The 25,714-nt window shown below is 68.1% G+C and carries 24 protein-coding genes; 7 read left to right on the top strand and 17 right to left on the bottom strand.

The annotated features are described in order from the left end of the window. Window positions 1–117: 117 nt before the first annotated feature. Window positions 118–984: a methylglyoxal synthase gene (locus ACZK1G_RS00295; protein ID WP_014035467.1), complete on the top strand. Its 867-nt coding sequence runs from the start codon at window positions 118–120 to the stop codon at window positions 982–984. A gap of 401 nt (window positions 985–1,385) precedes the next feature. Here the strand turns inward: ACZK1G_RS00295 and ACZK1G_RS00290 are convergent, their stop codons facing one another. Genes ACZK1G_RS00290 through ttcA form a run of 3 tightly spaced genes read right to left on the bottom strand, consistent with a single transcriptional unit; the run spans window position 1,386 to window position 4,087 of the window. Further along, entirely contained in the window at window positions 1,386–2,165 is a 780-nt protein-coding gene (locus ACZK1G_RS00290) for a M48 family metallopeptidase (protein WP_049443572.1), read from the bottom strand. 59 nt (window positions 2,166–2,224) lie between these two features. Then, the gene (locus ACZK1G_RS00285; RefSeq protein WP_005411825.1) at window positions 2,225–3,130 is read right to left on the bottom strand and encodes a recombination-associated protein RdgC; all 906 of its coding nucleotides are present in this window, start codon (window positions 3,128–3,130) and stop codon (window positions 2,225–2,227) included. 36 nt (window positions 3,131–3,166) lie between these two features. Next, a complete protein-coding gene (gene ttcA / locus ACZK1G_RS00280) occupies window positions 3,167–4,087 on the bottom strand; it encodes a tRNA 2-thiocytidine(32) synthetase TtcA (RefSeq protein ID WP_182474436.1) in 921 nt (306 codons plus the stop codon). A gap of 91 nt (window positions 4,088–4,178) precedes the next feature. On the opposite strand from ttcA, the gene ACZK1G_RS00275 reads away from it, so the two are divergent. After that, window positions 4,179–4,382 carry a YdcH family protein gene (locus ACZK1G_RS00275; protein ID WP_004153435.1) on the top strand — a complete coding sequence of 68 codons (204 nt, stop codon included), beginning with the start codon at window positions 4,179–4,181 and terminating at the stop codon, window positions 4,380–4,382. A gap of 155 nt (window positions 4,383–4,537) precedes the next feature. Here ACZK1G_RS00275 and plsB read toward each other — a convergent pair whose 3' ends face one another. From plsB to ACZK1G_RS00250, 5 genes are all read right to left on the bottom strand, one after another. Beyond that, complete coding sequence (gene plsB, locus ACZK1G_RS00270) at window positions 4,538–7,174, bottom strand: glycerol-3-phosphate 1-O-acyltransferase PlsB (RefSeq protein ID WP_101764649.1); 2,637 nt, start codon at window positions 7,172–7,174, stop codon at window positions 4,538–4,540. Further along, a complete protein-coding gene (locus tag ACZK1G_RS00265; RefSeq protein ID WP_101764648.1) occupies window positions 7,174–8,127 on the bottom strand; it encodes a hypothetical protein in 954 nt (317 codons plus the stop codon). Before ACZK1G_RS00265 ends, plsB begins: the two co-directional genes overlap by 1 nt. 316 nt (window positions 8,128–8,443) lie before the next feature. After that, window positions 8,444–9,265 (bottom strand): S1 family peptidase, encoded by an 822-nt coding sequence (locus ACZK1G_RS00260; protein ID WP_101764647.1) that lies wholly within the window; start codon window positions 9,263–9,265, stop codon window positions 8,444–8,446. Between the two features lie 218 nt (window positions 9,266–9,483). Beyond that, window positions 9,484–10,209 (bottom strand): orotidine-5'-phosphate decarboxylase, encoded by a 726-nt coding sequence (pyrF, locus tag ACZK1G_RS00255; RefSeq protein ID WP_101764646.1) that lies wholly within the window; start codon window positions 10,207–10,209, stop codon window positions 9,484–9,486. After that, window positions 10,206–11,129, bottom strand: a complete 924-nt coding sequence (locus ACZK1G_RS00250) for a 5'-nucleotidase, lipoprotein e(P4) family (RefSeq protein ID WP_101764645.1) — start codon at window positions 11,127–11,129, stop codon at window positions 10,206–10,208. The genes pyrF and ACZK1G_RS00250 overlap by 4 nt, the downstream gene beginning before the upstream one ends. 101 nt (window positions 11,130–11,230) lie before the next feature. Between ACZK1G_RS00250 and ACZK1G_RS00245 the strand changes: the two genes are divergently transcribed. Next, window positions 11,231–11,884, top strand: a complete 654-nt coding sequence (locus tag ACZK1G_RS00245; RefSeq protein ID WP_101764644.1) for a YceH family protein — start codon at window positions 11,231–11,233, stop codon at window positions 11,882–11,884. Window positions 11,885–12,009: 125 nt separating this feature from the next. On the opposite strand, the gene ACZK1G_RS00240 is transcribed toward ACZK1G_RS00245, so the two are convergent. Together ACZK1G_RS00240 and ACZK1G_RS00235 are read right to left on the bottom strand one after the other, a co-directional pair. Further along, a complete protein-coding gene (locus ACZK1G_RS00240; RefSeq protein WP_101764643.1) occupies window positions 12,010–12,534 on the bottom strand; it encodes a GNAT family N-acetyltransferase in 525 nt (174 codons plus the stop codon). A 139-nt stretch (window positions 12,535–12,673) separates the two neighbouring features. Continuing rightward, window positions 12,674–14,650 carry a UvrD-helicase domain-containing protein gene (locus tag ACZK1G_RS00235; protein WP_478447911.1) on the bottom strand — a complete coding sequence of 659 codons (1,977 nt, stop codon included), beginning with the start codon at window positions 14,648–14,650 and terminating at the stop codon, window positions 12,674–12,676. A 99-nt stretch (window positions 14,651–14,749) separates the two neighbouring features. Here ACZK1G_RS00235 and ACZK1G_RS00230 point away from each other — a divergent pair, with 99 nt between their 5' ends. Genes ACZK1G_RS00230 through ACZK1G_RS00220 form a run of 3 tightly spaced genes read left to right on the top strand, consistent with a single transcriptional unit; the run spans window position 14,750 to window position 16,782 of the window. Beyond that, window positions 14,750–15,421 carry an SEL1-like repeat protein gene (locus ACZK1G_RS00230; RefSeq protein ID WP_101764641.1) on the top strand — a complete coding sequence of 224 codons (672 nt, stop codon included), beginning with the start codon at window positions 14,750–14,752 and terminating at the stop codon, window positions 15,419–15,421. Further along, complete coding sequence (locus tag ACZK1G_RS00225) at window positions 15,418–16,152, top strand: SEL1-like repeat protein (protein WP_236251693.1); 735 nt, start codon at window positions 15,418–15,420, stop codon at window positions 16,150–16,152. Before ACZK1G_RS00230 ends, ACZK1G_RS00225 begins: the two co-directional genes overlap by 4 nt. 9 nt (window positions 16,153–16,161) lie before the next feature. Further along, window positions 16,162–16,782: a thymidine kinase gene (locus ACZK1G_RS00220; RefSeq protein ID WP_049445723.1), complete on the top strand. Its 621-nt coding sequence runs from the start codon at window positions 16,162–16,164 to the stop codon at window positions 16,780–16,782. A gap of 525 nt (window positions 16,783–17,307) precedes the next feature. Here ACZK1G_RS00220 and ACZK1G_RS00215 read toward each other — a convergent pair. The 5 genes from ACZK1G_RS00215 to ACZK1G_RS00195 form a co-directional block, all read right to left on the bottom strand. Further along, complete coding sequence (locus tag ACZK1G_RS00215) at window positions 17,308–18,912, bottom strand: OpgD/OpgG family glucan biosynthesis protein (protein WP_049445726.1); 1,605 nt, start codon at window positions 18,910–18,912, stop codon at window positions 17,308–17,310. Window positions 18,913–19,018: 106 nt separating this feature from the next. Beyond that, on the bottom strand, window positions 19,019–19,831 hold the full coding sequence (gene mutM / locus ACZK1G_RS00210; protein ID WP_005421105.1) for a bifunctional DNA-formamidopyrimidine glycosylase/DNA-(apurinic or apyrimidinic site) lyase: 813 nt from the start codon (window positions 19,829–19,831) through the stop codon (window positions 19,019–19,021). 76 nt (window positions 19,832–19,907) lie between these two features. Beyond that, window positions 19,908–20,750, bottom strand: a complete 843-nt coding sequence (locus ACZK1G_RS00205) for a hypothetical protein (RefSeq protein ID WP_101764640.1) — start codon at window positions 20,748–20,750, stop codon at window positions 19,908–19,910. A gap of 198 nt (window positions 20,751–20,948) precedes the next feature. Then, complete coding sequence (locus ACZK1G_RS00200) at window positions 20,949–21,281, bottom strand: EF-hand domain-containing protein (RefSeq protein WP_014035450.1); 333 nt, start codon at window positions 21,279–21,281, stop codon at window positions 20,949–20,951. After that, window positions 21,278–22,480 carry a DesA family fatty acid desaturase gene (locus ACZK1G_RS00195; protein WP_101764639.1) on the bottom strand — a complete coding sequence of 401 codons (1,203 nt, stop codon included), beginning with the start codon at window positions 22,478–22,480 and terminating at the stop codon, window positions 21,278–21,280. The genes ACZK1G_RS00200 and ACZK1G_RS00195 overlap by 4 nt, the downstream gene beginning before the upstream one ends. A gap of 151 nt (window positions 22,481–22,631) precedes the next feature. On the opposite strand from ACZK1G_RS00195, the gene ACZK1G_RS00190 reads away from it, so the two are divergent. Continuing rightward, window positions 22,632–23,453 (top strand): ABC transporter ATP-binding protein, encoded by an 822-nt coding sequence (locus tag ACZK1G_RS00190; RefSeq protein ID WP_049445731.1) that lies wholly within the window; start codon window positions 22,632–22,634, stop codon window positions 23,451–23,453. A 51-nt stretch (window positions 23,454–23,504) separates the two neighbouring features. Here ACZK1G_RS00190 and ACZK1G_RS00185 read toward each other — a convergent pair whose 3' ends face one another. Both ACZK1G_RS00185 and ACZK1G_RS00180 read right to left on the bottom strand, forming a co-directional pair. Beyond that, entirely contained in the window at window positions 23,505–24,707 is a 1,203-nt protein-coding gene (locus tag ACZK1G_RS00185; RefSeq protein WP_049445734.1) for a DUF4785 domain-containing protein, read from the bottom strand. Between the two features lie 11 nt (window positions 24,708–24,718). Beyond that, window positions 24,719–25,597 (bottom strand): hypothetical protein, encoded by an 879-nt coding sequence (locus ACZK1G_RS00180; RefSeq protein ID WP_014035446.1) that lies wholly within the window; start codon window positions 25,595–25,597, stop codon window positions 24,719–24,721. Window positions 25,598–25,714: the final 117 nt, after the last annotated feature.

Here is a 25,714-nt window from a genome sequence, read left to right as displayed (position 1 = left end):
CGCTGCAGCCACGCTAGCGAGGCAGGCTTCCGCGACAATGAGAAAAATTGGAAAAGCATCCGCATCGGCGAATGCCGACATACACTGCCGCTTCTACCCGTCCCTACGGAGCGCTCGATGCGTATCGGCCTGGCCGCCAACCGTCTCCATCACCACGATGCGCGCGCCGCGCTGTTCCGTTGGCTGCGTGCCAGCGAGGCGGGCCTGCGTGAACTGGGGGTGTCACTGCATGCGGTCGGGCGCACCCACGATGCGATCGAGCGGCAGGGCTTCCTGGCCGGCTACGGCGGCCTGCACCGGTATCCCTATGGGCGCGAGGGTGGCCTGATGAAGCTGGTGGCCGAGGTGGTCGGCATGGGGCCGGAGCGGACACTGGACGGTGCGATCTACCTGATCGACCCGGTCGATCCGTCCTCGGTGTTTCCGGAAGCAACCGCGCTCAAGCGGCAGTGCGTGATCCACGGCAAGCCGTTCATCTCAACCGTGGCCACCGCACGCGACTGGATCGAGGTGGAGCGCATCCACGCCGGGCTGGCGGCCGACACCGGTGCCGACGACCTGCATGCCTTCCAGGGACAGACGCTGGCGCTGATCGCGCATGATGCGATGAAGCCGGCGATGCTGGCCTTTGCCGATGAACACTTCGATGTGCTGGCCCGATTTGGCCAACGCGTGGCGACGGGCACCACCGGGCAGCGCTTGAACGAGCTGGCCTGGAGCCGGGGGTGGCCCAGCGATACGCCGTGGGTGACGCGTTACCAGAGTGGCCCGATGGGCGGCGATGCACAGATTGCCGACCGGGTGCTGGAGGGGCGCTGCCAGCGCGCGATCTTCTTCGAGGACCCGCATGTGGCTCGCCAGCACGAGGCCGATATCCAGCTGCTGGAGCGCGCGGTGACGACGGTGACCGACCAGGCGGTGTGCATCACGGCGCCGCGGGTGGCGGCGCGCTGGGCGGCGGCGGCGGCGTTGCGGGCGGGGTGAGGGTTTCGGCCAACGGCTGAGCCCCTCGTGGTTGGTTGGGCCTGCGCGGTCATGAGGTTGGCCGGGATGGGTGGAATTGCGGGGGACGCCGTGAACCCATCCATGGGGGCTTGGCCGCGGCATCCATGCCGCGGACACCCCTGCAATCCCACCCATCCCGTCCTTCGACAGATTCCGGTGTGCCCACCACGGAAGAAAGAAAAGAAGAGCAGGAGCGGGTCGCGCGCTGCGCGCGCTCTGCGGCGCGCTCCCATTCCGCGGAGTTGTTGTTCTTCACTCTGTAGCGTCGAGCTTGCTCGACTGCTCAGCACACGGTCTGGAGTGAAGCCCCTTCTGTTGAAGGGGCGCGCCGAAGGCGGAGATAGAGGAAGAATGCGTGGGCAACTGCTGTAGCGCTAGCGCTACAGCAATTGCCGGAGCATAGCCTTGAGGCGTCGCCCTTCGAGCTGGAAGTAGTCGCGCTGTTCGCGCCACGCGGGGAAGCGCTGTTCCACTTCGTGCCAGAACGCGGGCGAATGATTCGGCTGGATCAGGTGGCAGAGTTCGTGCACCAGCACATACTCGAACGCGTCCGGACGCCCCAGCACCAGCGCAAGGTCCAGTGCCATGCTGCCGTCCGGCGCCAACGATCCCCACTGCGAAGACATCACCTTCAGCCGCAGGCGGCTGGGTGCACGTGGCAGGGTCGGCAGGTACTTCGGCAGCCAGCGGCCGACATCGGCACGGGTCTGTGCTTCGTAGAATTCGCGCAGCAGGCGGCGCAGGGTGGCATCGCCGGCACGGGCCGGCCACTGCACGCAGGCGCCGTGTTCGTCGATCTCCAGCCGCGCATAGCGGCCTTCCTGCCAGCGCAGCGGCAACAGTTCGCCGCGCAATGGCAGCACGCCGTCCTCGCCTGGCTGCAACGGGGCGGGCAGGCCATGGCTCTGGTACTGGCGCAGCTGCAGCGCCAACCAGTCGCGGTGCTGTTCCAGGAAACGCTCGCCCATCACCAGGCTGGCCCGCGGCGGCAGCGTCAACCGTGCGCCGCGCTCGTCCACGCTCAGCTTGATCCGTCGCGCGCGCGGATCGCGCACGCGCAGTACCTCGATCTCGGCGTCCTCCAGGCGCAGGCGAACGGTGTCGCGCTGCACGGTGGCGGGCGGGGTCGGGCTGATCAGGCGGCGCAGCAGACGGCTCATGCGCCCAGCATAGCGCTGCTTCGGGCCGCCGGATGACCGGCGGCCCACAGGGTGCCTGTTCAGTCAGCCTTGCTGAGCTTGAAGGCTTCTTCCAGCAGCAGGAACAGGCGACGGATCTCGGCGCTCTGCAGGGCGAAGCGGGCGTCGAACTCGGCGCGGCGGCCGTCTTCGTCGGCATGCTCCAGCTGGTCCAGGGCGCCATCGAGGAACTTCAGCTTGCGCACGATCAGGTCATCGCCGATCACGAAGGACAGGTTGTCCTCGAAGATCAGCGCCAGCTTGGTTACCTGCTTGCCGGCGTCCAGGTGCTTGTCGATCTCGTCGCAGCGCAGTTCCTGGTGCTGGCACTTGACCACGGCGCCGCCCTCCACCGGATCCTTCATCTCGCACTCTTCGCCCAGGCTCAGCCCGGTCGGCAGCGGCTCGCCGGCGATCCAGCCGGTCAGGATCGAACGCGGTGCGACTTCGGCGTTCAGCGGCATCGCCGGGAAGCTGCCGAGCAGGCCGCGGATGTCGGACATGAAGTACTCGCCGGTCTTGCGGCTGGAGGTATCCACCGCCACGTAGCCGTGCTGCAGGTCGATGAAGGCATCGTTGCGCGAGGACTTCACGAAGGCGCGCGGCAGCAGTTCATGCAGCAGGTCGTCCTTCATGCGCTTGCGCTCGCGGCCACCCGGGCGGCGGCCTTCCTTCTCCTCGATCTCCTCCAGCTTGCGCTCGAGCAGGTCGTTGACCACCGCCGCCGGCAGGATCTTGTCCTCGCCGCCCACGGTCAGCCACAGATGTTCGGCGATGCGGTGGGAGAGCAGCTCCTTCTCCTCGCGGCCGAACGGCGAGATGAAGCCGCGCGAATTCATTTCCAGCGCGCCGACCGGCTTCAGCAGGGCGTGCGGCAGCAGGGTATCGACTTCGGAAAAATCGGTGGTGGTCGGGAAACGGAAGAACGTCAGGTTGCGAAAGAACATGGAATTCCGGATGGCAAAGAGGAAGGGCGACCGACCTTAAACGGTGGGCGTCTCGGGATCTGCGTCGGCGTCGGCCGGGGAGCCGGCCAGCCAGGCATGGGCGTCGGGCAGCGGCGCGTCGTCGCGACGGCCCAGCGCCATGAAGTCGAACAGGGTGGTGTCGGCCAGCTGCGAGGGCCGGACTTCACCCATGGCGCGCGCGATCTGCTCGATGCGGCCCGGGTGGTCCTTTTCCCACTGCTTCAGCATCAGGCCGACCTGGCGGCGCTGCAGGTTCTCCTGGCTGCCGCACAGGTTGCAGGGAATGATCGGGAACTGGCGGGCCTGCGCGTACTCGACGATGTCGCTTTCGCGCACGTAGGCCAGCGGCCGGATCACCACGTGCCTGCCGTCATCGCTGCGCAGCTTCGGCGGCATGCCCGACAGCCTGGCGTGGTGGAACAGGTTCATGAAGAACGTGGCCACCATGTCGTCGCGGTGGTGGCCCAGCGCGATCTTGGTGAAACCGTGGGTCTCGGCGTAGTTGTACAGCGCGCCACGACGCAGCCGCGAGCACAGCGAACACATGGTCTTGCCTTCCGGGATGACCCGGCTGACCACCGAATAGGTGTCCTGCTCGATGATGTGGTACGGCACGCCCAGCCCGGCCAGGTACTCCGGCAGCACGTGCTCGGGGAAGTCCGGCTGCTTCTGGTCCAGGTTCACCGCCACCAGCTCGAACGGCACCGGCGCCTTCTTCTGCAGCTGCAGCAGCACGTCCAGCAGGGTGTAGCTGTCCTTGCCGCCGGACAGGCAGACCATGACCTTGTCGCCGGCCTCGATCATGCCAAAGTCGGCAATCGCCTCGCCGACCTGGCGGCGCAGGCGCTTGGCAAGCTTGTGCTGCTCGCGCTCGGCCACGCGCGGATCACGGGCGGCGCGCGGCTGGGGATCGGGAAGGGAAATGACGGCACTCATGGGTTCCATTCTAACGGCTCGGAGCCGCCCCGGCCGGGGGTCGGGGTTCCCCTCTCCCGGCGGTCATCATCGCTGTGTATGCTCGGAGGCTGTGGACACCTACAGCCCCGCCGAGATCGTCGAGCACCTCGCCGCCCTGCGCGCCGAGCACCGCCTGCTGGATGAACAGATCACCCGCATGGCCGCCAACGGCGAGGACGAGCTGGAGTCCAAGCGCCTGAAGCGGCGCAAGCTGCAGCTGAAGGACTGCATCGCCAGGCTGGAAAGCCTGCAGATTCCCGACGAACCGGCCTGAGCGGTGGCCCATCCACGCATGGCGTGGATCTACTGCTTCGCCCCGGTAGATGCCAACCTTGGTTGGCCCACTGCTCTGGTGGGTGCCAACCTTGGTTGGCACGGCTGGAAGGTGTGGACCAAGGTCCACACCCACCGCATCGCCCGGCGCTGCCTTCAATCCTGCGGCGCAGGCTCGTCCGGGCGGGCCGCTTCCGGGCTGACCCGTTCGATGGTGTGGCGCAGCTCGCGGCCGAGGATGAACTTGGCGTCCTTGGCCCAGGCATCCAGGCGCTCGTCGAACAGCAGCTTGCTGTTCTCGTCCGGCCACACCAGGCGCAGTTCGCGCAGCTTCTGGATGAAACCGCGGAACAGGGCCTTGTCGAAGAACTCCGGTGCCGCCGGTGCATAGAGCAGGCTCAGCCGCTGCGCCGCCTGCTGGCACAGGCTTTCCAGCTCGGCGGCGCCGAGCACGCCGGGGCCGTTCTTCACCAGCACCGAGATGGCGATGTAATAGCGCTCGAACGCCTGCTGCAGCGAATGGCCGATCGCACGCAGGCGGAACACCTCGTCGGTCTGCCCGGTATTGCGCGCCAGGATGCCGCCGTCGTCATCGTTGACGTTCTGCAGCAGGCCCTCGCGCACGAACACATCGATGGTCCGGTCGATGCGCTGGGCGAACTCGTCCTCGCTCCACGGCAGGAACAGCTCGGCCTGCAGGAACGGGTACACCGTACGGCCCAGCTGGACCAGGCCGGTGCGGCTCATGCGGCGGTTGTTCTGGAAGCAGCAGGCCACCCACGACGAGGCGGTGAACAGGTGCACCACGTTGTTGCGGAAGTAGCTCAGCAGCACCGCGGTGTCGCCGCTGACGCTGAGCACATCGCCCAGCGGGTGCTTGATGCGGGTGAGGACGTTGATTTCCTCGGCGTGGGCGATGATCCGCTCCGGCGAGTGCGGGGTCACCGTCACCCGGTCCGAGTACGGCATCTCGACCAGCAGGGTCTTGCACAGCTCGATCTGCGCGATCAGGTCGGCCTCGCCCATCGCGTGCTTCGGCGTGGACAGCAGGGCCAGCGCCAGCAGGTTGATCGGGTTGACGTCGGCGGCGCCATTGATGCGCACCTGGATGCGTTCGGCCAGCGTGTCCACCGTGGTCGACAGCCAGGCCGGTTTCTCGTCCTCGGACACCGCCTCGCCCTTCCACTCCGGCGCCTTCTCGGCCAGCACGTCGTTCAGCGCGATCGGCTCGCCGAAGTTCACCACCACCTGGCCGTAGTTCTGCTTGAGCACCTTGGGGATGCCCCACAGCAGCGACCAGATCGATTCCTTTTCCTTCGGCCGGCCGGACAGTTCGTCCAGGTAGCTGCCGCCTTCCATCAGCTTCTCGTAGCCGATGTAGATGGGCTGGAACAGCACCGGCTTGCGCGGCTGGCGCAGGAACGCGCGCAACGTCATCGAGATCATGCCGCCCTTGGGCTGCAGCAGGCGCCCGGTACGCGAGCGGCCGCCTTCGACGAAGTACTCCAGCGAGTAGCCACCGGCCACCAGCTGCGCGACGTATTCGCTGAGCACCGCCGAGTACAGCGCGTTGCCACGGATCGAGCGGCGGATGAAGAACGCACCGCCCTTGCGCAGCAGGGTGCCGACCACGGGCAGGTTGAGGTTGATGCCGGCCACGATGTGCGGCGGCACGATGCCACGGTCGTACAGCAGGTACGACAGCAGCAGGTAGTCCATGTGGCTGCGGTGGCTGGGCACGTAGACCACTTCGTGGCCCGGCGCGGCGGCCTTGAACTTGTCCAGGTGGTGCACCAGCACGCCCGCATAGATGCGGTTCCACACGTGGCTGAGCATGAAGCTGGCCGAGCGCACCACCGGGCTGGAATAGTCCGCGGCGATTTCCCAGGCATAGGCATGCGCCTTCTTCCAGGCATCGGCCGGCTTCGAGTTGTCGCGCTTGGCCTGTGCGGCGATCGCTTCGCGTACCGGCTCGGCGGCCAGCACCTGGTCCACCAGCAGGCGCCGGGTCGACAGGTCGGGGCCGATCACCGATTCACGGATGCGTCGGAAGTGCGTACGCAGCACGCGCTGCAGCTTGCGCACCGTGCGCTCCGGCTCCAGGCCTTCATCCACGGTGTTGCGCAGCGAGATCGGCGGGGCGAAGCGGACGATGGTGCTGCGGCCGTTGAGCAACACCGCCAGCAGGCGACGGAAGCGGCCGACCAGTGCCCAGTTTTCCGAGAACAGCACCGCGAACCAACCGCTCTGCTTGTCCGGGGCGCGGCCAACGAAGATCGACACCGGCACCAGGTGCACGTCCAGGTCATCGCGCACGCGGTGTGCCTGCAGGACCTTGGCCAGCGAGTCGGAGTGGGTCTTTGCGCCGCGCTGCTCGGGAATCAGCGAGTTGCTGGAGCTGCGCCGCGACAGCGCCAGGTAGGCGCGCTTGCGGCCGGTCGGGTCACCGGCCAGCGGCACCAGCGGCGACGGCAGGCCGGCCTGGCGGCAGGCCTTGTCCAGGATCAGCGCGTTGGACAGGCCGTAGTCTTCCAGCACGTACATGACCGGGCGGCCATCGTTGTACTGGCCCGGGTCTTCCGGCTCGATCTTCAGCGACAGCCACGGCTCGACCAGGCGGCCCAGCAACCGCGCCCACAGCGGGCGGCGGCCGGCCGGACGCGCGTGCGCGGGCGGCGGTACCGGGTTCGGGCCGGTACCGGTCGAGGGGGACGCCGGCACCGTATCGGCGGGCGTCGACTGGGATTCTTCGCCGGGGAACGGCAGCGGGTTCTGTTTCGACATCGGCGCCATTATGGCTTAGGCGGCGGCGTTGCCGCTTCCCCACCCTCCGCGGGGGCTTCAGCCGGTGCCGGCGACGCAGCCGCGCGGGCCGCGTCGGCCTTGCGCAGCAGCGCGTCGGTGTCGGCCAGGGTACGGGTCAGGTACCAGTGGCCCTCGCGCCGGCTCAGTGGCAGCTGCAGGGTCATCTCGCGCCCGGCCAGGTCGTAGTGCAGGCGTACCAGCGCATTGTCGCCCTCCACCGAGAGCAGCTCGCCCCGGACGCTGCGCAGCGCGTCATCCACGCCCAGCCCGTAGCTGCCAAGCACCGCCTTGAGGCTGTGGATGAACGGCGCCAGCTGCTGCAGGCTGCCTTCCATGCCGGCCGCCTGCAGGCCGGCTTCGTCATCGAAGCCGACCTTGTTGGCGGCGCCGACCAGCGCGGCAATGGTGCTGCGTGCGCGGGCGCGGTCACTGATCGGCGCGCCCTGGGCCCAAACGGCAAGGGTTTCGACCAGGGCGATGTAGTGGGCCTGCTGGCCGGGCGTGTAGCCCTTCTGATGGCGCAGGTACTGCACGCCGAAGTTGCCCATCGACTGCGCGGCCTGGCGCACGGCGCTGGCCTGGCCGGCCAGCTGGCGGTCGAAGCTGCGCTGCAGTTCGGCGCTGGCATCGGGCTTGCGCAGCGCGGCCAGCATCGGCAGCAGCTGGTCCCCCAGCGGCAGCTCGGTCAGCGGCCACTGGCTGTGGCCCTCCGCCCAGGCCTGCTGCAGGCGCTGGTACTGGCCCGGCGGTACCGACAGCTTCGCGTAGCCGACCAGATCATCTTCGGCCAGGCGCAACGCCATCGCCTGCACCGCAGCCACCGGCTCGGCCGCCGGCCTGGCCGGATCGTTGGCAGACTCGCGGCACGCCGCCACGGCCAGCAGCAGCATGGCCGCCAGCCCCCATCCACGCGCAGACCTTCCTCGCACCGCCACGCTCATGCAATCGGACTCCCCGGACCGGCCCGCATCTTGCGGCCTGCGACGTGACAGCGGCAAGCCGGGACGTCACGGTTTTCGGCCAAGGCGGTCAGATCCCTTCTGCCGCGGGCAGAAGGGATCTGACCCCAGAGCCGCCGCCGGCATAAAAAAAGAGCCCGGATCACGGGGATCACAGGCTCTTCAAACCGGCACGAGGCCGGAGGACAGTGTTGTGGCACATGTCCGGTCCGAGGACCGGATGGCGGCGATCCTACGCTGCCCTTCAAGTTAAGGCAACACTTCACGTAATGCCATGTATGTATTTGATTTTATTGAATCAATCACGCTGCCAGACAGATTCAATGAAATCTACGGCGTGTTTTTCGGCGATTCGGGCATAAATCCCCGGATAGCCGGCCAGCGCGCAGCCCTCGCCCCAGCTGACGATGCCGAACTGGGTCCAGCCATCGCGCAGGCGCAGCAGCAGCGGCCCGCCGGAATCGCCCTGACAGCTGTCGATGCCCTCGCGGCCGGCGCAGATGACCTTGCCACGCGACAGTTCCCCACCGTAGGCCTGCTGGCATTCATTGAATGCCACGAACGGCACCTGCACGGTCTGCAGCTGGGTCGGGTAGACCCGGCCATCGCCGATGTCGGTGTCCCCCCAGCCGATCACGGTGAATTCGCGGCCCGGCTTGAGATAACTGGCGTCGGGCCGCAGCCGCAGTGCCACCGGCTGTGCACCGTCCAGGGGGGTGCTGAGCTGGATCAGGGCCACGTCGTGCTCCAGCGAGTTACCGCTGTTGAATGCCGGATGGACGTGGATCGCCTTGACGTTGGAGGCGCGGGGCGAGGCGTCGGTGGACAGGGCAGCGGCGTTGCCGACGACGGCGATGCCGCCAGGCCTTTCCCCCTGCATGCAGTGCGCGGCGGTCAGCACCCACGAGGGCGAGATGAGGGTGCCCCCGCAGAAGTGGCGGTCATGATCCGAATCGCCGTCGAAGATGCCCTGGATGCTGACCATGAACGGGTATTCGCCGGCCGGAGCCGCTTCACCGCCGATGATGCGTGGTGCTTCGCGTGCCTGCGGCGCAGCGATGGCGGGTACGGCAGACGCGGCCAACAGCAGGCCGATGAACAAAGAGGTGCTGCGATACATATCCCTGTACTCCTCTATCGATGGTTGGAACCGGCGCGGCCGCGGTCCGTGCCGGTGCATCGATTGGGGAGCAGTGATGAGACCAACAGCGCGAACGCGCGCACAGTTCCGGAGCCTTGCGCCGCCTGCGACAGCTGCAGACCCACAAATGCGAACGCCATCCCGCATGGATAGGGATGGCGTTCGACGTGCCGGCGTGACCGACGTCGGCGGTGGGCTCAGCGGGCAGCCAGAGCCGACGCGATTTCCTGCTGGATTGCCCGCGCTGCGGCCTGCGGATCAGCCGCCAGGCGGATCGGTCGGCCAACCACGATGGCATCGGCGCCATCGGCGAAGGCCTGCGCCACGCCAACGGTGCGCTTCTGGTCATCGCCGACCGGGCCACCGGGTCGGATGCCCGGGCAGACGATCGAGAACCCAGCGCCGGTGGCGGCACGGATCGGGGCGGCTTCCTGGCCCGAGGCGATCACGCCGTCGATGCCAGCGGCCTGGGCGGCCAGCGCGCGCTCGACCACCACGTCCACCGGCTCGCGGTCGATGCCCATCTGCGCCAGGTCGGGGCGGCCCATCGAGGTCAGCACGGTCACTGCCAGCAGGCGCATGTCGCTGCTGTTGGCGGCTGTGCAGGCCTCCATCATGGCCGGGTGCCAGCCGTGGATGGTGGCGTAGCTGACTGGCCACTGCGACAGGCGCTTGATCACCGCCGCAGCGGTGGCCGGGATGTCGAAGAACTTCAGGTCGACGAACACGCGCTTGTCGCGGCGGGCCAGCGCATCGAGCACCTGGAAGTACTCGCCGGAGGCGAGCAGTTCCATGCCGATCTTGTAGAACGCCACGCTGTCGCCGAGGCGATCGACCCACTCCAGCGCCTGCACGCGGTCGGGTACGTCCAGCGCGAAGATCAGGCGCTCGTCATCGCGCAGCGGCAGCGGTGCGCGGCTCACGGTGCGTAGTCCAGCGCAGCGCGCTTGGCGTCGTGGCGGGCCTGGCGCGACTGGCTGTAGTCGTTGTTGAACTGCGCCGGCTCGAAGCCGCCGTAGGTCGGGTTCGGCAGCATCCACCAGCGCTCGCCGAACCAGTCGTGGTACTGCTGCAGCAGCGCGTCGCGGCCGTCGTTGGTGTTGGCGGTCACTTCCACGAAGTCGCCCAGCTGGTCACCGAACTGCATCAGCACGCGGTACTTCTGCCCGGCCAGGCGGCGGCGGCAGTTCTTCTCGCTGCCGTTCTGCTCGCACCCCGGCACCACCGTGCCCAGGCCGAGGAACACACTGTCGTCGGCCACCGGCAGGCCCTGCTCGCGCAGGTTGGCCAGGGTCGCGTCCTTCAGGTGCACGGCGCGGTTGGAGATGTACAGCAGGGTCACGCCCTTGGCATTGGCGGCCTTGGCGAAGTCGACCACGCCCGGGATCGCCTTGGCCTTCTTTTCGGCTACCCACTGGTCCCAGGTCAGCTCGTCGTATTCCTTGCCATCGCGCACCAGGCGCGCCTGGTAGGGCGAGTTGTCCAGCACGGTCTCGTCCACGTCCAGCACCACCGCCGGCTTCAGGCCCTTGGCCTCGTTGCCGCGTTCTTCCGGCACCAGTGCGTCCCAGTGGGCTTCCTTCAGCGCCGCGTCGAGACGGTCGGCGGCGGCACGGTAGGTCTGCTCGGTGATCGCCTTGTACTCCTGCGCGCGCTGCATCCACAGCACCGCGTTGAGGTTGTCGTTGGCGGTGGCATCGAGCGCGCCATCGGCCTTGGCGGCGGCGGCCGGGGCCTGCGGGGCAGCGGCTTCGGCGGCAGGCGCATCCACGCGCTTGCAGGCGGACAGGCCCAGCGCCGCCGTGGCGAGCAGGGTCAGGGACAGGGAAACGGGACGACGCATGGGTTCACCGGCAATCAGATATACCGGCGCATTTTACCGGCAAAGCCGGCCCTGGGACGGCTATGCTTGGCGGTTGACCCGTTGCCCTTCCGGAGGCCGCCATGACCGATTCCGCCCAGACCCCCGACGTCCCCCTGCTCGACGCCGTGCAGGCCCGCCTGCTGGGCTGCCTGGTGGAGAAGGAGGCGACCACCCCGGATACCTACCCGCTGACGGTCAACGCGGCGCAGTCGGCCGCCAACCAGAAGACCGCCCGCGAGCCGGTGATGAACGTCGATGCCGGCAGCGTGCAGCACGCCCTGCGCCAGCTGGAGACGCTGGGCCTGGCCCGCCAGCACTTCTCCTCGCGTGCCGACCGCTACGAGCACCGCCTGCAGGCCGCGCTGGACCTGACCCGGCAGCAGACCGTGCTGTTGGCGATGCTGCTGCTGCGTGGGTCGCAGACGCTGGGCGAGCTGGTGACGCGCAGCGAACGCCTGTACCGCTTCGCCGACACCGACGAAGCCCGCCACGCCATCGAGCGCCTGCAGCAGCGCGCGCTGCTGGTGGTGCTGCCACGCGCCAGCGGCCAGCGCGAAGACCGCTACATGCACCTGCTGTGCGGTGAAGTGGACGGTGCGGCGCTGGCGGCGAAGTACGCCAGCAGCGGCGGCGGCAGCAGCGATGCGGCCGACCCGGGCCTGGCCGAGCGCGTGGCCCAGCTGGAAGCGGCCGTGGCCGATCTGCAGGCGCAGCTGGCCGAACTGCGCGGTTGAACGTCCATATGCGGTAGTGCCGGCCGCTGGCCGGCAACCCAGGTTCACCGAGATGCCGGCCAGCGGCCGGCACTACCGGATGTCCTGCCGATGCAGTGCCGACCAACGGTCGGCACCCGCCACGATCAAACCTCGGCCGCGCCCGGCGTGGCATACAGCCGGCTCGGGCTGTCCACGCCCGGCAGCTGGATCACCCCGCGTTCCTGCATGCCCAGCCCCAGCAGGATCTTCCCGGACACCACGTTGTCCAGGTCGGTGATGCCATACAGATCGTTCAGGCCCAGTGCTCCACGTGCATGCGCAAACACCGCCCGCGCCGCCTCACCGGCATAGCCCTGCCCGGCAAATTCCGAAAGCACCGCATAGCCGATATCCGGCCCCGGCAGGCCGTCACGCCGCACCAGCCCGGCATTGCCCAGCCAGGCACCATCGGCCAGCCGCTCGATGGCATACATGCCATAGCCATGCAGCGCATAGGCCGGCAGCACCCTTGCCGCCGCGTAATCGCGCGCCTCCTGCTGCGTACGCACGCCACGATCGCCGATGAAGCGCACGAAGCCCGGATCGTTCAACAACGCCAGCATCTGCGCGGCATCACGCTCCGGATCGATCCGGCGCAGCCGCAGACGTTCGCTTTCAATCGGATGCACGCCCAGACCTCCAACAGAAAAAACGATTGTAGAGCCGTGAGCTGGGGTCGGATCCCTTCGCGAAGCGAGGGGCTCTGACCCCGATCAGGCTGGCCCTGGGGTCAGAGCCCTTCCCTGTGGGAAAGGATCCGACCCCGGGTCAATCGAACAACGCTTCGATCGCCGCCAACCCCGCCGTCGCCCGCTCCTTCTTCCGCGCCGCATCGGCCACCGGATCCGCACCATCGCGCTGGATCTCCTCGGCCGGAATCTCCTCGAAGAACCGGCTCGGCTTCAACCGCACGTGCTCGCCGAACTTGCGGGTCAGCTTGCTGTAGCTCATCCACAACTGGATCTTGGCGCGGGTGATGCCCACGTACAGCAGGCGGCGCTCTTCCTGCAGGTTGCCTTCGTCCAGGCTGACCTGGTGCGGCAGCACGCCATCCTCGCAGCCGACGATGAACACGTACGAGAACTCCAGGCCCTTGGAGGCGTGCATGGTCATCATGCGTACCTGGTTGCCGCCCTCGTCCTTGTCGCTGCGCGACAGCAGCGCCAGCTGGCCGGCCAGGTCGGCGGCAGTGGCACCACGCGGGCCACCCTCGAACCACTGAGCCAGTTCCTCGATGTTGTTGGCACGGCGCTGGTAGCTGGCCTCTTCCTTGGCCTGCTGGCGCAGCTCACTCAACAACCCTGATTCCTTGGCGACCTTGCGGATCATGTCGCCGGAGGTGACCTGCCGGGTCTGCGCACGCAGGTCGCGCAGGATGTCGGTGAAGCGCGCCAGGCTGTTGGCCGCGCGCGGTGGCAGCTGCTGCAGGGCGCCGATCGCCTCGGCGGCCTGCGCCATCGGCATGTCCTTTTCCTGCGCCAGTTCGGCCAGCTTGGCCAGCGTGCCGGCACCAACATCACGCTTGGGCGACTGCACCGCACGCATGAACGCGGTGTCGTCGTCCGGGTTCACCAGCAACCGCAGCCAGGCCAGCGTGTCCTTCACTTCCTGGCGCTCCAGGAACATCGTGCCGCCGGTCAGGTGGTAGGGAATGCGCAGCAGCTGCATCGCCTTTTCCAGCGGGCGCGACTGGAAGTTGCCGCGGAACAGGATGCAGAAATCGCTCCACGGCACGTTGCGCGACTGCGCCACGAAGGCAATCTCCGCAGCGACCTTCTCCGCTTCATGCTCGCTGTTGCGGCATTCCCACACGCGGATGCGCTCGCCGTCAGCCTGGTCGCTCCACAGCTTCTTCAGGTGCTCGTGCGGGTTGTTGGCGATCAGCGCATTGGCCGCGCGCAGCACGCGGTTGGAGCAGCGGTAGTTCTGCTCCAGCTTGATGATCTCCAGCGCGGGGTAATCACACCCCATCTGCTGCAGGTTTTCCGGGTTGGCGCCGCGCCAGGCGTAGATCGACTGGTCATCGTCGCCGACGCAGGTGAAATTGCCCTTCTCACCGGCCAGCTGCTTGAGCAGGCGGTACTGCGCGTCGTTGGTGTCCTGGCATTCGTCCACCAGCAGGTATCCGATGCGCTCGCGCCAGGCCAGGGCGATCTCCGGGTTCTCTTCCAGGATCTGCACCGGCAGACGGATCAGGTCGTCGAAGTCGACCGCATTGAACGCGGTCAACCGCAGCTGGTAGCGCTCGTAGACGCTGGCCGCTTCCTTCTCGCGGTTGCTGCGCGCAGCGGCCATCGCCTGCTCGGGCGACAGGCCGGCGTTCTTCGCGCGCGACACCAGGTTCTTCATGTCCTCGATGTCATCGGGCTTGGCGCCGTACATCAGGTCCTTGATCTGCGCGGCGGCATCGTCGGCATCGAAGATCGAGAAACCGCGCTTCAGGCCCACGGCGGCATGTTCGATCTGCAGGAACTTCAGGCCCAGCGCATGGAAGGTGCAGATGGTCACCTCGTCGGCGTCCTGCTCACGCAGGCGCTTGGCCACGCGCTCGCGCATTTCCTTGGCCGACTTGTTGGTGAAGGTGATCGCGGCGATGCGGCGGGCCGGGTAGCGGCCACAGCCGATCAGGTGGGCGATTTTCTCCACGATCACGCGCGTCTTGCCGCTGCCGGCGCCGGCGAGCACCAGCAACGGGCCTTCGATGTGCAGGACCGCGGCAGCTTGGGGAGGATTGAGACCGTGCATGGGGACAGGATTGTAGCGGGGTGCCGGCAGGCCCACCTGACTTGCATGGCGCCCGGCCGTAAGGTATTGAATCGGCACCGGAACACAGGAGCGTGGTCCATGTCCTCGACTGTCATCGCCCGTCCGCTTGCGGCCGTCCTGCTGGGCCTGCTGGCCATGCCAGCGGCCGGGTCCGGCCCGCCGCCGCGCACGGATGCCTATGAAACGATCGTGCTGCAGTCGCACGAGTTCCTCGTCTACCACCCGGACCTGCGCTTCCGCCAGCTGGGCATGGAGGCCCGCGAACGGGGCCGCGACGAAGAAGCCCGCAACAACTTCCGCAATGCCGCGCGCTATGGCGACAAGCTGTCCCAGGCGGCGCTGGCCGACATGCTGTGGAACGGGCAAGGCGGCCCGGCCGACCGCGCCCTGGGCTATGCGTGGATGGATCTGGCTGCCGAGCGTGGCACCGAATGGCTGGTGGCACAGCGCGAACGCTTCTGGGAGGCGCTGTCAGCGGATGAACGCGAGCGCGCGGTGCGCGAGGGCCGCACGCTGTACGCCGAGTTCGGCGACCCCGCCGCCACGCCGCGGCTGGAACGCGAACTGCGCGCCGGCAGCATGCAGCAGACCGGCAGCCGCGCCGGCTGGAGCGGTGCCATGCGCAGCCAGGGCCGCGGCGATGCCGGGCCGCGCGTGCTGCAACCGGAGAAGCACCAGCTGGCCCGCTACTGGGATCCGGTGGCCTACCGGCAATGGCAGGACGAAGAACTGGCCAGATCCGGGCGATGAGCCGCGCCTGCCGGGCCATCGGTGCCTTCGTGCTGGTGCTGCTGGCACCGGGGTACGCGGCCGCCAGCACCTGCGCGCCCGACCCGGCCGCGTCGATTCCGTCGGCATTGCTGACCGAGGGTTTCCTGCAGGCCCATCCCGACCTGTACTGGCGCGACCTGGGCCAGCTGTCGTGGCGACGTGGCAAGCCTGCACAGGCGCGGCTGCGCTTCCAGCGCGCCAGCCTGTACGCCGACAAGTTCTCGCAGTCGCTGGTTGCGCGCATGTACCAGGAAGGCATCGGCATCGACGCCGATCCGGTATTGGCCTACATCTGGATGGACCTGGCCGCCGAGCGCGGTTACCGCGACCTGCTGGTTGAACGCGAGCGTTACTGGCAACGGCTGGATACGGCGCAGCGGCAGCGGGTACTTGCCGAAGGCCCGGCGCTGTACGCGCAGTACGGCGATGCCGTGGCCAAGCCGCGCATGGAAACCGTGCTGCGGAACGCCCGCCATGCGATGACCGGCAGCCGCACCGGCTTCGTCAACCCGGGCCTGCGCATGGCGCTGGGCGAGGGGCCGGAGGCCAACCGGCCGGTCACCGGCGATGACTACTACCGCGATGCCTTCTGGGAACCGGCGGCCTACTGGTGCCTGCAGGAGCAGATCTGGCAGAACACCCGGCTGCGGCCCAGCATCGAGATCGGCGCTCCCCGGCAGATCCGCGACGGCGGGCCGGTCGGCGACTAGAATTGGCCGATGGCCAAGCTCTACTTCTACTATTCGGCGATGAACGCCGGCAAGACCACCACCCTGCTGCAGAGCGCACACAACTACCGCGAACGCGGCATGCGGGTGGCGATCCTGACCCCGCGCCTGGACGACCGTGCCGGCGCCGGCGTTGTCGCTTCGCGGATCGGCCTGCGCGCCGATGGCATGGCCTTCGACCGCGATACCGACCTGCAGCACTGGGTCGAGCAGGATCTGGCAGCCAACGGTCCGATGGGCTGCGTGCTGGTGGACGAGGCGCAGTTCCTGACCCGTGCCCAGGTCTGGCAGCTCAGCGAAGTGGTCGACCAGCTGCGCATTCCGGTGCTGTGCTACGGCCTGCGTACTGACTTCCGCGGCGAGCTGTTCGAGGGCAGCCAGTACCTGCTGGCCTGGGCCGACGAGATGCAGGAGATCAAGACCATCTGCCACAGCGGCAAGAAGGCGACGATGACCGTGCGCGTGGACGAGCATGGCCACGCCGTGCAGGACGGCCCGCAGGTGGAGATCGGTGGCAACGAGCGCTACGTGTCGGTCAGCCGTGCCGAGTTCAAGAAGATCACCCGCGGCGAAGGACGGATCGATCCGGCGCAGGCACCCCTGCCGCTGTAAGGGGTGTTCTTTTGCAGGGCTTGCAGCCCTGCACCTGCTCAACGCAACAGCAACAGCGAAAGCTGGTATCCCGTGGGATGGCGGGGCGGTGTGGGCTTGCAGGACACGCCGTAAACCCATCCCTGGGGGCTCGATGGCACCATCCATGGCGCCAACGGTCCTGCAAGCCCACACCGCCCCACCTCTGTCAGATCCCCACGGCTGTTGGTAGGTGTCGACCTTGGTCGACACATCTGTCAGATATCGAATGAAATTCCGGGGGTCAGATCCGTTTTCCTTCGGGAAACGGATCTGACCCCCAGAGCAATTCCCACAGATCGCGGAGATCTGTCGAAGGCGGGGTGGGTCCGGTGGCGGGAGTGTCCGCGGCATGGATGCCGCGGCCAAGCCCCCATGGACGGGTTTACGGCGTCTCCCACCACCGGACCCACCCCGCCTACCCACGGAATGCCGGCTTTTGCTTCGGCTGTTGCCGTTGCTTGGAGCCTCTGCGGGTGCAGGGCGCAGCCCTGCCGATAAACCCACTTAGTACAGCGTGCGCTCCGGCGCGCCCGCCGGCGGCGGGGTGTACTGGTACAGCCAGGTCTCCGTAAGCGTCTTGCCACCACTGCGCAGGAACAGGCGGATGTCGATCTGCTCGGTACTGCCTTCCGGCGGCACCAGGTCGAACATCGCGCGATAGCCGTTGATCTCGCGCAGCGGGCGCGCCGACACGATCTCGACCCGGCCACGGCTGGCTTCCACCACCGCCTCGACCTCGCCCTTGTCGATCAGGCTGGCCAGCTCGCCCCCTTCGAAGTCCACCGCGAAGCGCCAGCTGAAGTACTCGCGCTTCTTGCCAACCACACCGCCCAGGCCGGTACGGCTGGCCACGCAGTGCGCCAGCGGCGGCCGCGCCGGCGGTTCGGCGCCCCAGTACAGGCGGTAGCCGACCAGCAGCTCCTGGCCCGGCTGCGGCTTTTCCTTCGGGTTCCAGAACGCCACGATGTTGTCGAAGGTCTCGTCCACGGTGGGAATCTCCACCAGCTGCACCGAGCCCTCGCCCCATTCGCCCTTCGGCTCCACCCACAGGCACGGGCGCTTCTCGTAGAACACGCCGTCGTCCTGGTAATGGTCGAAGTTGCGGTCGCGCTGCAGCAGGCCGAAGCCGCGCGGGTTGCGGTCCACGAACATGTTGAAGCGCAGGTTGCGCGGGTTCAGCAGCGGCCGCCAGATCCATTCACCGGCACCGGTCCACAGCGACAGGCCATCGGTATCGTGGATCTCCGGGCGCCAGTCCCATGCCATGCGGCGGTCGTTCTCGCCCACCTGGTACATGCTGGTGCACGGGGCGATGCCCAACCGCTCGATCGCCTTGCGCGGGTACAGCGCACTGTCGATGTCCATCAACAGCACGTCGCCATTGGTGATCGCGAAGCGGTAGGCGCCAGCCACGCTGGGCGAATCCAGCAGGCCGTAGACCACGATCGTCTCCGAATCGGCCGACGGCTGTTCCAGGTAGTAGGCGATGAAGTCCGGGAACTCCTCCGGCTTGCCCATGCCGGTGTCGATCGCCAGGCCACGCGCGGACTGGCCGTACTGGCCTTCCTTGCCGACCGCGCGGAAGTAGCTGGCGCCGAGGAAGGCGGCGAAGTCGCGGTCGGTATCCTTGCGGGTGTTCAGGCGGAAACCGGCGAAGCCGAGGTCAGCCGGCAGCTCGCCATCCTTGATGCCGCTCTTGCCGTAGTTGAACGCCGCGCCGTCATAGGCCAGCTCCTGCGCCTTGCCGTCGACCACGTCGAACATGCGCACCGGCGAATGGAAGTACAGGCCCAGGTGGAAGAACTTGGCCTGGAACTTGCCCGGCTGGTCAGCCCACAGCGCATGGTCCTGGCGGTAGCCGATCGACTGGTACTGGTCCCAGTCCAGTCCCTCCAGGCGGCCCGGCAGCACCCGCTTGTGGCTCTTGTAGGGCGCCTGCGCCAGCGCGCGCGCCTGGCCCTTCAGGGTGGCGAAGTCGAACGGCTGCGGCTGGCCGAGGCGGCGCAGGCCCATCTGGCCGCTCTTGCTGGCCGCGCACGCGGGCAGGGACGGCAGGCCGAATGCAGCCAGGGCGAGGGAGGCATTGCGGATGAAGTCGCGTCGTTGCATGCAGGCGCGTCAGGCACAGGGAGGAAGGTCGGCCATCATAGGCAGACAAACGTTAACGGGCAGCGGAGACGCGCCCTGCCCGTTCAGCTGCCGCTGGCGGCCCGGCTCAGCGCTGGCAGTGGCTGCACCAGACGCTGGCACGCTGGCCGATGGTGGCGTGCTTCAGCGCACGGCCGCAGTTCGGGCAGGGCAGCCCGTCACGGCCGTACACCAGCAGTTCCTGTTCGAAGTAGCCCGGCGCGCCATCGGGGCTGATGAAATCGCGCAGGGTGGTGCCACCGCGGGTGATGGCGTAGCCCAGGATCTCCTTCACCGCGTCGGCCAGCCGCTGGTAGCGTTCGCGCGAGATCTTTCCCGCCTCGCGCAACGGACTGATGCCAGCCTTGAACAGGCTCTCGGCGGCGTAGATGTTGCCCACGCCCACCACCACCGCCTGGTCCATCAGGAAGGTCTTCACCGGCGCGCTGCGGCCACGGCTGCGGGCGAACAGGTAGTCGCCGTCGAACGCGTCGTCCAGCGGTTCCGGGCCCAGCCCCTGCAGCAGCGGGTGGATCTCACCGGCGGGCTGCCACAGCAGGCTGCCGAAGCGGCGCGGGTCGTTGAAGCGCAGCAGGCGGCCGTTGTCCAGGCTGATGTCGACGTGGTCGTGCGCACGCAGCGGGGTATCGCCGGGCAGCACGCGCAGGCTGCCGGACATGCCCAGGTGCAGCACCGCGCTGCCGATGGCGGTGTCCAGCAGCAGGTACTTGGCGCGCCGCCGGATGTCCTCGATGCGCTGCCCCGGCAGCAGCTCGGCCACTTCCGGTGGGATCGGCCAGCGCAGGTCGGCGCGGCGCAGGATCACCCCGTGCACGCGGCGGCCCTGCAGGTGCGGCGCCAGGCCGCGGCGGGTGGTTTCGACTTCGGGCAGTTCAGGCATGTAGGGATTCTATCGCTGCTCTGCCGCCGGCACCTGGCCGTCGAAGCCGGGGAATGATCCCCGGCTTCGACGGGTGTCAGGCGTCCTGCCCGGCGCGCGCAGGCTCCGCCGGGACAGGTGCGGCAGCGGCGGAACGGTCCGGGAACAGCAACGGCAGCGTTTCCACGAACCGGGCCAGGCACTGGTCGCTGTAGCGCTCGGCCGTCTGCTTGACCAAGGCGTAGTCGTCGGCCTGCCAGGCTTCCAGGGGTGCGGCCACCGGCTCGTCCACCTGGCACTGCACGCCTTCGCCACCGACCAGGCGCAGCAGCTTGCGGGTATACGGGAAGCCGACGTGCTGGGTCTGGCGCAGCTCGTACTGGGTATCGGCATCGCCCAGTTCCTTGTAGATCAGGGTGAAGCCATCGGCGGTGATCTGCACCGGCCGTACCTCTGCCGGCACAGCGCCCGGATGCGCGGTGAAGTATTCGGCCAGGCGCAGGCGCACCTGGTCCTGCAGGTAACCGAAGGCCGGGTTCGGAACAGTCTCGATCCGGGTTCCCTTCAGCTGATCCTTCTTGAACGAGCTGCCACCGAGCGTGCCGGAAAACAAAGACACGGCAACCTGCGCGGCCACCAGCTTGCCGGTGGTGGAACGCTGCACCAGGCGCAGCGTCTTGTCGCCGACCGGCTGGCCATCTGCGCCCATCTGCAGCTTGACGCTCAACGGCACCCAGCCTTGCCAGGCAGGCACCTCCGCCACGGTGGCCGCCGCCGTGTCTTCCACGACGGCGACAGCACCGGCATCAGCTGCGGGAACGTCTGCAGCCGTCGCCGTGTCGGACGGGGTGGTTGGGGGCGGCTCATTGGCCAGCACAGGCGAGGCGATGACGAGGCTGCCGAGCAGCGCGGCCGCCAGCAGCGGTGGGTTCGATTTCATGGGGGATCCTTGGGTCGTGTCGGGCCAGTGCAGGCGATTCCGTTCGGCATCGATCATCGCAATGGCACAGCACTCCCTTCCATGTCCTTCCCCCTACCGCGATCCATCGCGGTCGACATGCCAGCTCGCCTTACCCGTGCGGATCGACCGGTTCCCGGGATCGCGTCGAACCCACCATCGGCAGCACGCCGGGAATCTTTAGCGCGGAGGCGCTGCCAGTTCGCGCGCATCCAGGAAGCCATCACCGTTGGCATCCTGCTTGTGGAAGCGCTGCACGATCACCTGCCGCTGCTGCTCGCGGCTGATCACCCTGCCCTTGCCACCGGGCAGCTCCTCGGCCGTCAGCACACCGTCACCATTGCGGTCCATGCGGTCGAAGGCATACAGCATCCACTGCACGTACTCGGCCTCGCTGACCCTGCCGTCGCCATCGCTGTCCATCCGCTGCAGATAGCTGGCGGTATCGGTGACCTGGGCCAGCGCCGCGCCCGGCAGCAACGCCGCCAGCAGAAGCCCGTACCCTGCCCTCACGCGCCCACCAGGCTGTAGCCCTTCAAGCGTGCGGCGTAGGCCTGCAACGCCGCGATACCGCTTTCCTCGGCCTCGCGGCACCACGCCTGCAGCTGATGCAGGCGCTCGGCGGCATCGTGGCCGCGGGCTTCCAGCAGCGCCGCCAGCCGCGCGCGGTACTCGACCAGGGTGCGGATGCGCGGGCGCTGCGCCACCCATTCGCTGAGCTGGGCACGACTGTCCGGCTTCAGCCAGCGGCCATCGTTGACCAGGCCGCGGCGCAGCCGGCGCGGCAGCAGGCGGCGCAGCTTGGCCCCAGCCTGTACGGCTTCCTCGCGCAGGGCCGGCATGAACACATTGCGCTGGTAATCGGTCATCGCCTGGAAGCGGTGCGACAGCAGCGCCTTCAGGGTCTCGGCGTCGGGCACGGCGATGTTCGGGCGCACGTCCATGGCCGGCGCCACCCGCAGCACCCTGGCCAGGCGCAGCGCCTGCAGCAGGCGGATCGCACTCCAGCCGATGTCGAACTCCCAGCGCCGCATCGCGAAGCGCGCCGAACTGGGGAAGGCATGATGGTTGTTGTGCAGCTCCTCGCCACCGATCCAGACCCCCCACGGCGTGAGGTTGGTGGAGGTATCGGCCGACTCGTAGTTGCGGTAGCCCCACCAGTGGCCCAGGCCATTGACCACGCCCGCAGCCCAGAACGGGATCCACGCCATCTGGATCGCCCACAGGGCCACGCCGGGCAGACCGAACAGCACGCTGTTGATCACCAGCAGCAGCACCGGCCCCAGCGTCGCGTGCGGGGTATACAGGTGGCGCTCGATCGCATCGTCCGGGGTGCCGCGCCCGTACTGCTCGATGTCCGCGCGCATGCCGCGCGCTTCCCGGTACAGCTCCACGCCGTGCCAGAACACCTTGCCGATGCCGCGGGTAACCGGGCTGTGCGGGTCGTCCTCGGTCTCCACCTTGGCGTGGTGCTTGCGGTGGATGGCCACCCACTCGCGGGTGATCATCGAGGTGGTCAGCCACAGCCAGAAGCGGAACACGTGGGCCAGCGCCGGGTGGAAATCGACCCCGCGATGGGCCTGGCTGCGGTGCAGGTACAGCGTCACCGAAAAGATGGTGATCTGGGTGAAGACCAGCAACACCGCCAGCATGGCCCACCAGCCCAGGCCGAGCACACCACCGGTCAACAGGGACATCAGCGCATCAGGCATGGCAGCTCTCCGGATCGACGCGGGGATGGCAGACATGATGGGCGCTTGCGTTGCAAACTGCATCCCTGCGGCGATGAATCCCATCGCCATCCGTGGCACCGTTCACAGTTGGGGACCTGAGTTGTCGAGCCTTGATCCACGCGCCAGCGCCATGACCGCCGCCCCGCCCGTCGCGGAGCTCCCCCCGTTGATCGAACTGGACCGCGCCACCGTGGTGCGCGGCCAGGTGAAGGTGCTGCACGGGCTCAGCCTGCGCATCGCGCAGGGCCAGCACACCGCCCTGCTAGGCCCCAACGGCTGCGGCAAGTCCACCTTCATCAAGCTGATCACCCGCGAGCTGTACCCGCTGGCCCAGGGCGACGGCACGGTGGCGGTGAAGGTACTGGGCCAGAACCGCTGGCAGGTGGACCGGCTGCGCTCACAGCTGGGCATCGTCACCGGCGACCTCAGCAGCAACCTGGCCGACATGCCCGGGCTGACCGTGGAACAGGCGGTGCTGTCCGGCTTCTTCGCCAGCTACGTGGTGCCGGCCTTCCGCGAAGTGACCGCCGACATGCGCACGCGCGTCGGCGAAACACTGGCGATGACCGGCGCCCTGTCCCTTCGCGAGCGCGCCTATGCCGAGCTGTCGGCCGGCGAAACGCGCCGCGTGCTGATCGCGCGCGCGCTGGTCAATCGGCCGCAGGCACTGCTGCTGGACGAACCCTCCACCGGGCTGGACCTGGTCGCCCGCGAGCAGCTGGTGGCGACCATGCGGGTGCTGGCGCAGCAGGGCATCACCCTGGTGCTGGTGACCCACCACATTGAAGAGATCATTCCCGAGATCGAGCGGGTGGTGCTGCTGCGCGATGGCCGCGTACTGGCCGACGGCACCCGCGCCGAGCTGCTGCGCAACGAACCGCTGTCGGCGGTGTTCGGCGGCGCGATCACGGTGATCGAGCAGGAAGGCCGGCTGACCGCGTATGCGGGGTGATCGACATGCGCAGTGCAGCGGGCCGGATATCCCGGCCCACTGCACCCTCGCTCAGAACTTCAGCGCCAGCGCACGCGACTCGATCGGCGCCATCCGGCTCTGGTCCTGAAGCTGCAGGTCGCGCAGCTCATACGGCGCACCGAAGCCGACCGGCAACGCAGCCTGGTCGAACGGCAGCACCAGCTGGCCTGCGCCCGGGCCATCGAACCACGCGGCCGCATGTGCCTGCGCGACCGGCTTCAACTGGCCATCGCGGGCCGTGGCATACAGCGTGCCCCGCGCCTCATAGCGTCCGGCCGCTGCTACCTGCAGCGGCAGCGCCACCTGGCGGCTGGCCGGGTCCGGTGCCGCCTGGCCGCTGAAGCGCGCGGTCGGCCGTGCCACCGCGAAGGCCACCTTGCCATCGCGCAGCACGCCATCGGCCTGGGCGAACACCTGCAGTTCCCATAGGCCCTGCACAGTGCCGACATCGGCCGGGATCCGTACCTGCGCGCGCAGGCTGCCATCGGTGGTGCGCAGCAGGCGCTGCGGCCAGCTGCGGCCATCCGGCGCGACCAGCAGGGCTTCACCGCCCAGGCCGCCACGACGCGATGCCAGCTGCGCGGTGGTGGCGCCGTCTTCCAGCAGGCGTGCCTGCAGCTGCACGTTGCCACCGGCCAGCACCTGCGCCTGGTTGGCCTGCACTTCCAGCCGCAGCGGGCTGTTCGGCTCCAGCACCTGCACCACATAGCGGCCCTGCGCCTGCGTGCTCTGCAGGGTGTACGCACCGGCCGCACTGGTCGCGCCGGTGCGCAGCATGCTGCTGCCATCCCCCACCGGCATGCCGGCATCCTGCAGCGCGCGCGCATCGACGCTACGCGCCACGCTACTGCGGCCAGCCGGATCGCGCACCTGCAGGGTGTTGGCCGGCACTGCGCGGGCACCTGCGGCCGGGCTCAGCTGGATCACCGCATCGGGCGCCGTCAGCGGCAGGTCCAGGCCGCGCTGCAGCTGCGTGCCATCGACCTGCTGCCAGTAGCTGCGGCTGACCGAGGCATACGGCGTGGCCGCCTGCAGCGGCTGTGCCGGGTCCAGCGCCCAGGCAAACGACAACGGTGCGTGTTCGCTTTCATCAGCCGGCAGCGGCGCGGCCACCAATGCGGCAGGCACCTGATCGCCTGCACGGGCGGCCTGCAGCGGCTGCGCGGCCTGCGCCGTGGACAGGGACAGCACGGCCAGCACCGCACTGGCCAGCAGAGTGGAATGGTTCGTCATGGTCGTCTTCCTCACTGGGCCAGGTCGGTGCGCAGGATCGTGCCGAGGCCGAAGCACTCGCGGCGGCTCTGGTTGTGGCTGAGCGGCTCGGCATCCTTGGTGCGCTGCTTGTCGGTGAACCAGGTGGTGCCGGCGGCCTTCTGGCTGCTGCACTCCAGGAAGCCATCGGAGCAGGACGACAGCCAGTTCTGGGTGAACTCCAGGCCGACATTGGCGGCGTAGCCACCGCAGTAGCTGTTGCTGTCCCACACCGCCGATTCCACGTCGCTGCCGACCACGGCGCGGAACGGTTTGGGCAGCGCCGGGCGACCCGCGGTGCCGTACAGGTTCTGCGCGTTGTAGGTGGCCATGCTCGCCACCTGCTGCTGGCGCACGGCGTCGTTCTTGTAGCCCAGCAGCCAGCCCAGCGACGTCTCGAAGGTGTTGCCGTTGAGCACCGCATCGGCCAACGGCGTGCCTGCCGAAGACGGTGCCAGTGCGTTGACCTTGCGCACCGTTCGGATGATCTTCGGATAGCGGCTGTCGTAGGTCGGGTTGGACAGGATCCAACGCATCACGTTGCCGCCGTTGGAGTGGGTGATCACCACCAGCTGGGTGATGCCACGGCTGTCGATGAAGCTGGTCAACTGATTGGCCAGGCAGCCGGCGGCTTCCGGCTTCCACATGTACTGGGTGAAGTCACAGTTGATGACGACGTAGTTGCTGCTGTTTGGCAGGCCCTGGCGCACGGTGTCGATGATCGCCGGCTGCCAGTAGTCCTGGGTGGCATTGGTCTGCGCGCCGGTGCCATGCACGAAGGCCACGCCAACCACGTCGGCGGCCTGCGCTTGGGCGGTTGCCAGCCCGAGGAGCAGGGCCAGGACGGTACTTCCTGTTGCGGTGCTGCGCATCGCTTCTCTCCCTCTGTCAGCGGATCCCCCCGACCCGGCTGGAACTGGACGGCCTGTCGATCACCGTTGTGCCGATGCTCATGGCGCAGCCGTGTGAAAGTCCGTGCGCTGCGCCCG

It is taken from the genome of Stenotrophomonas sp. 109824_Sma, assembly GCF_056480025.1.
Note: the sequence above shows the minus strand (reverse complement) of the source record. Positions and strands in the feature narration are given on the sequence as shown.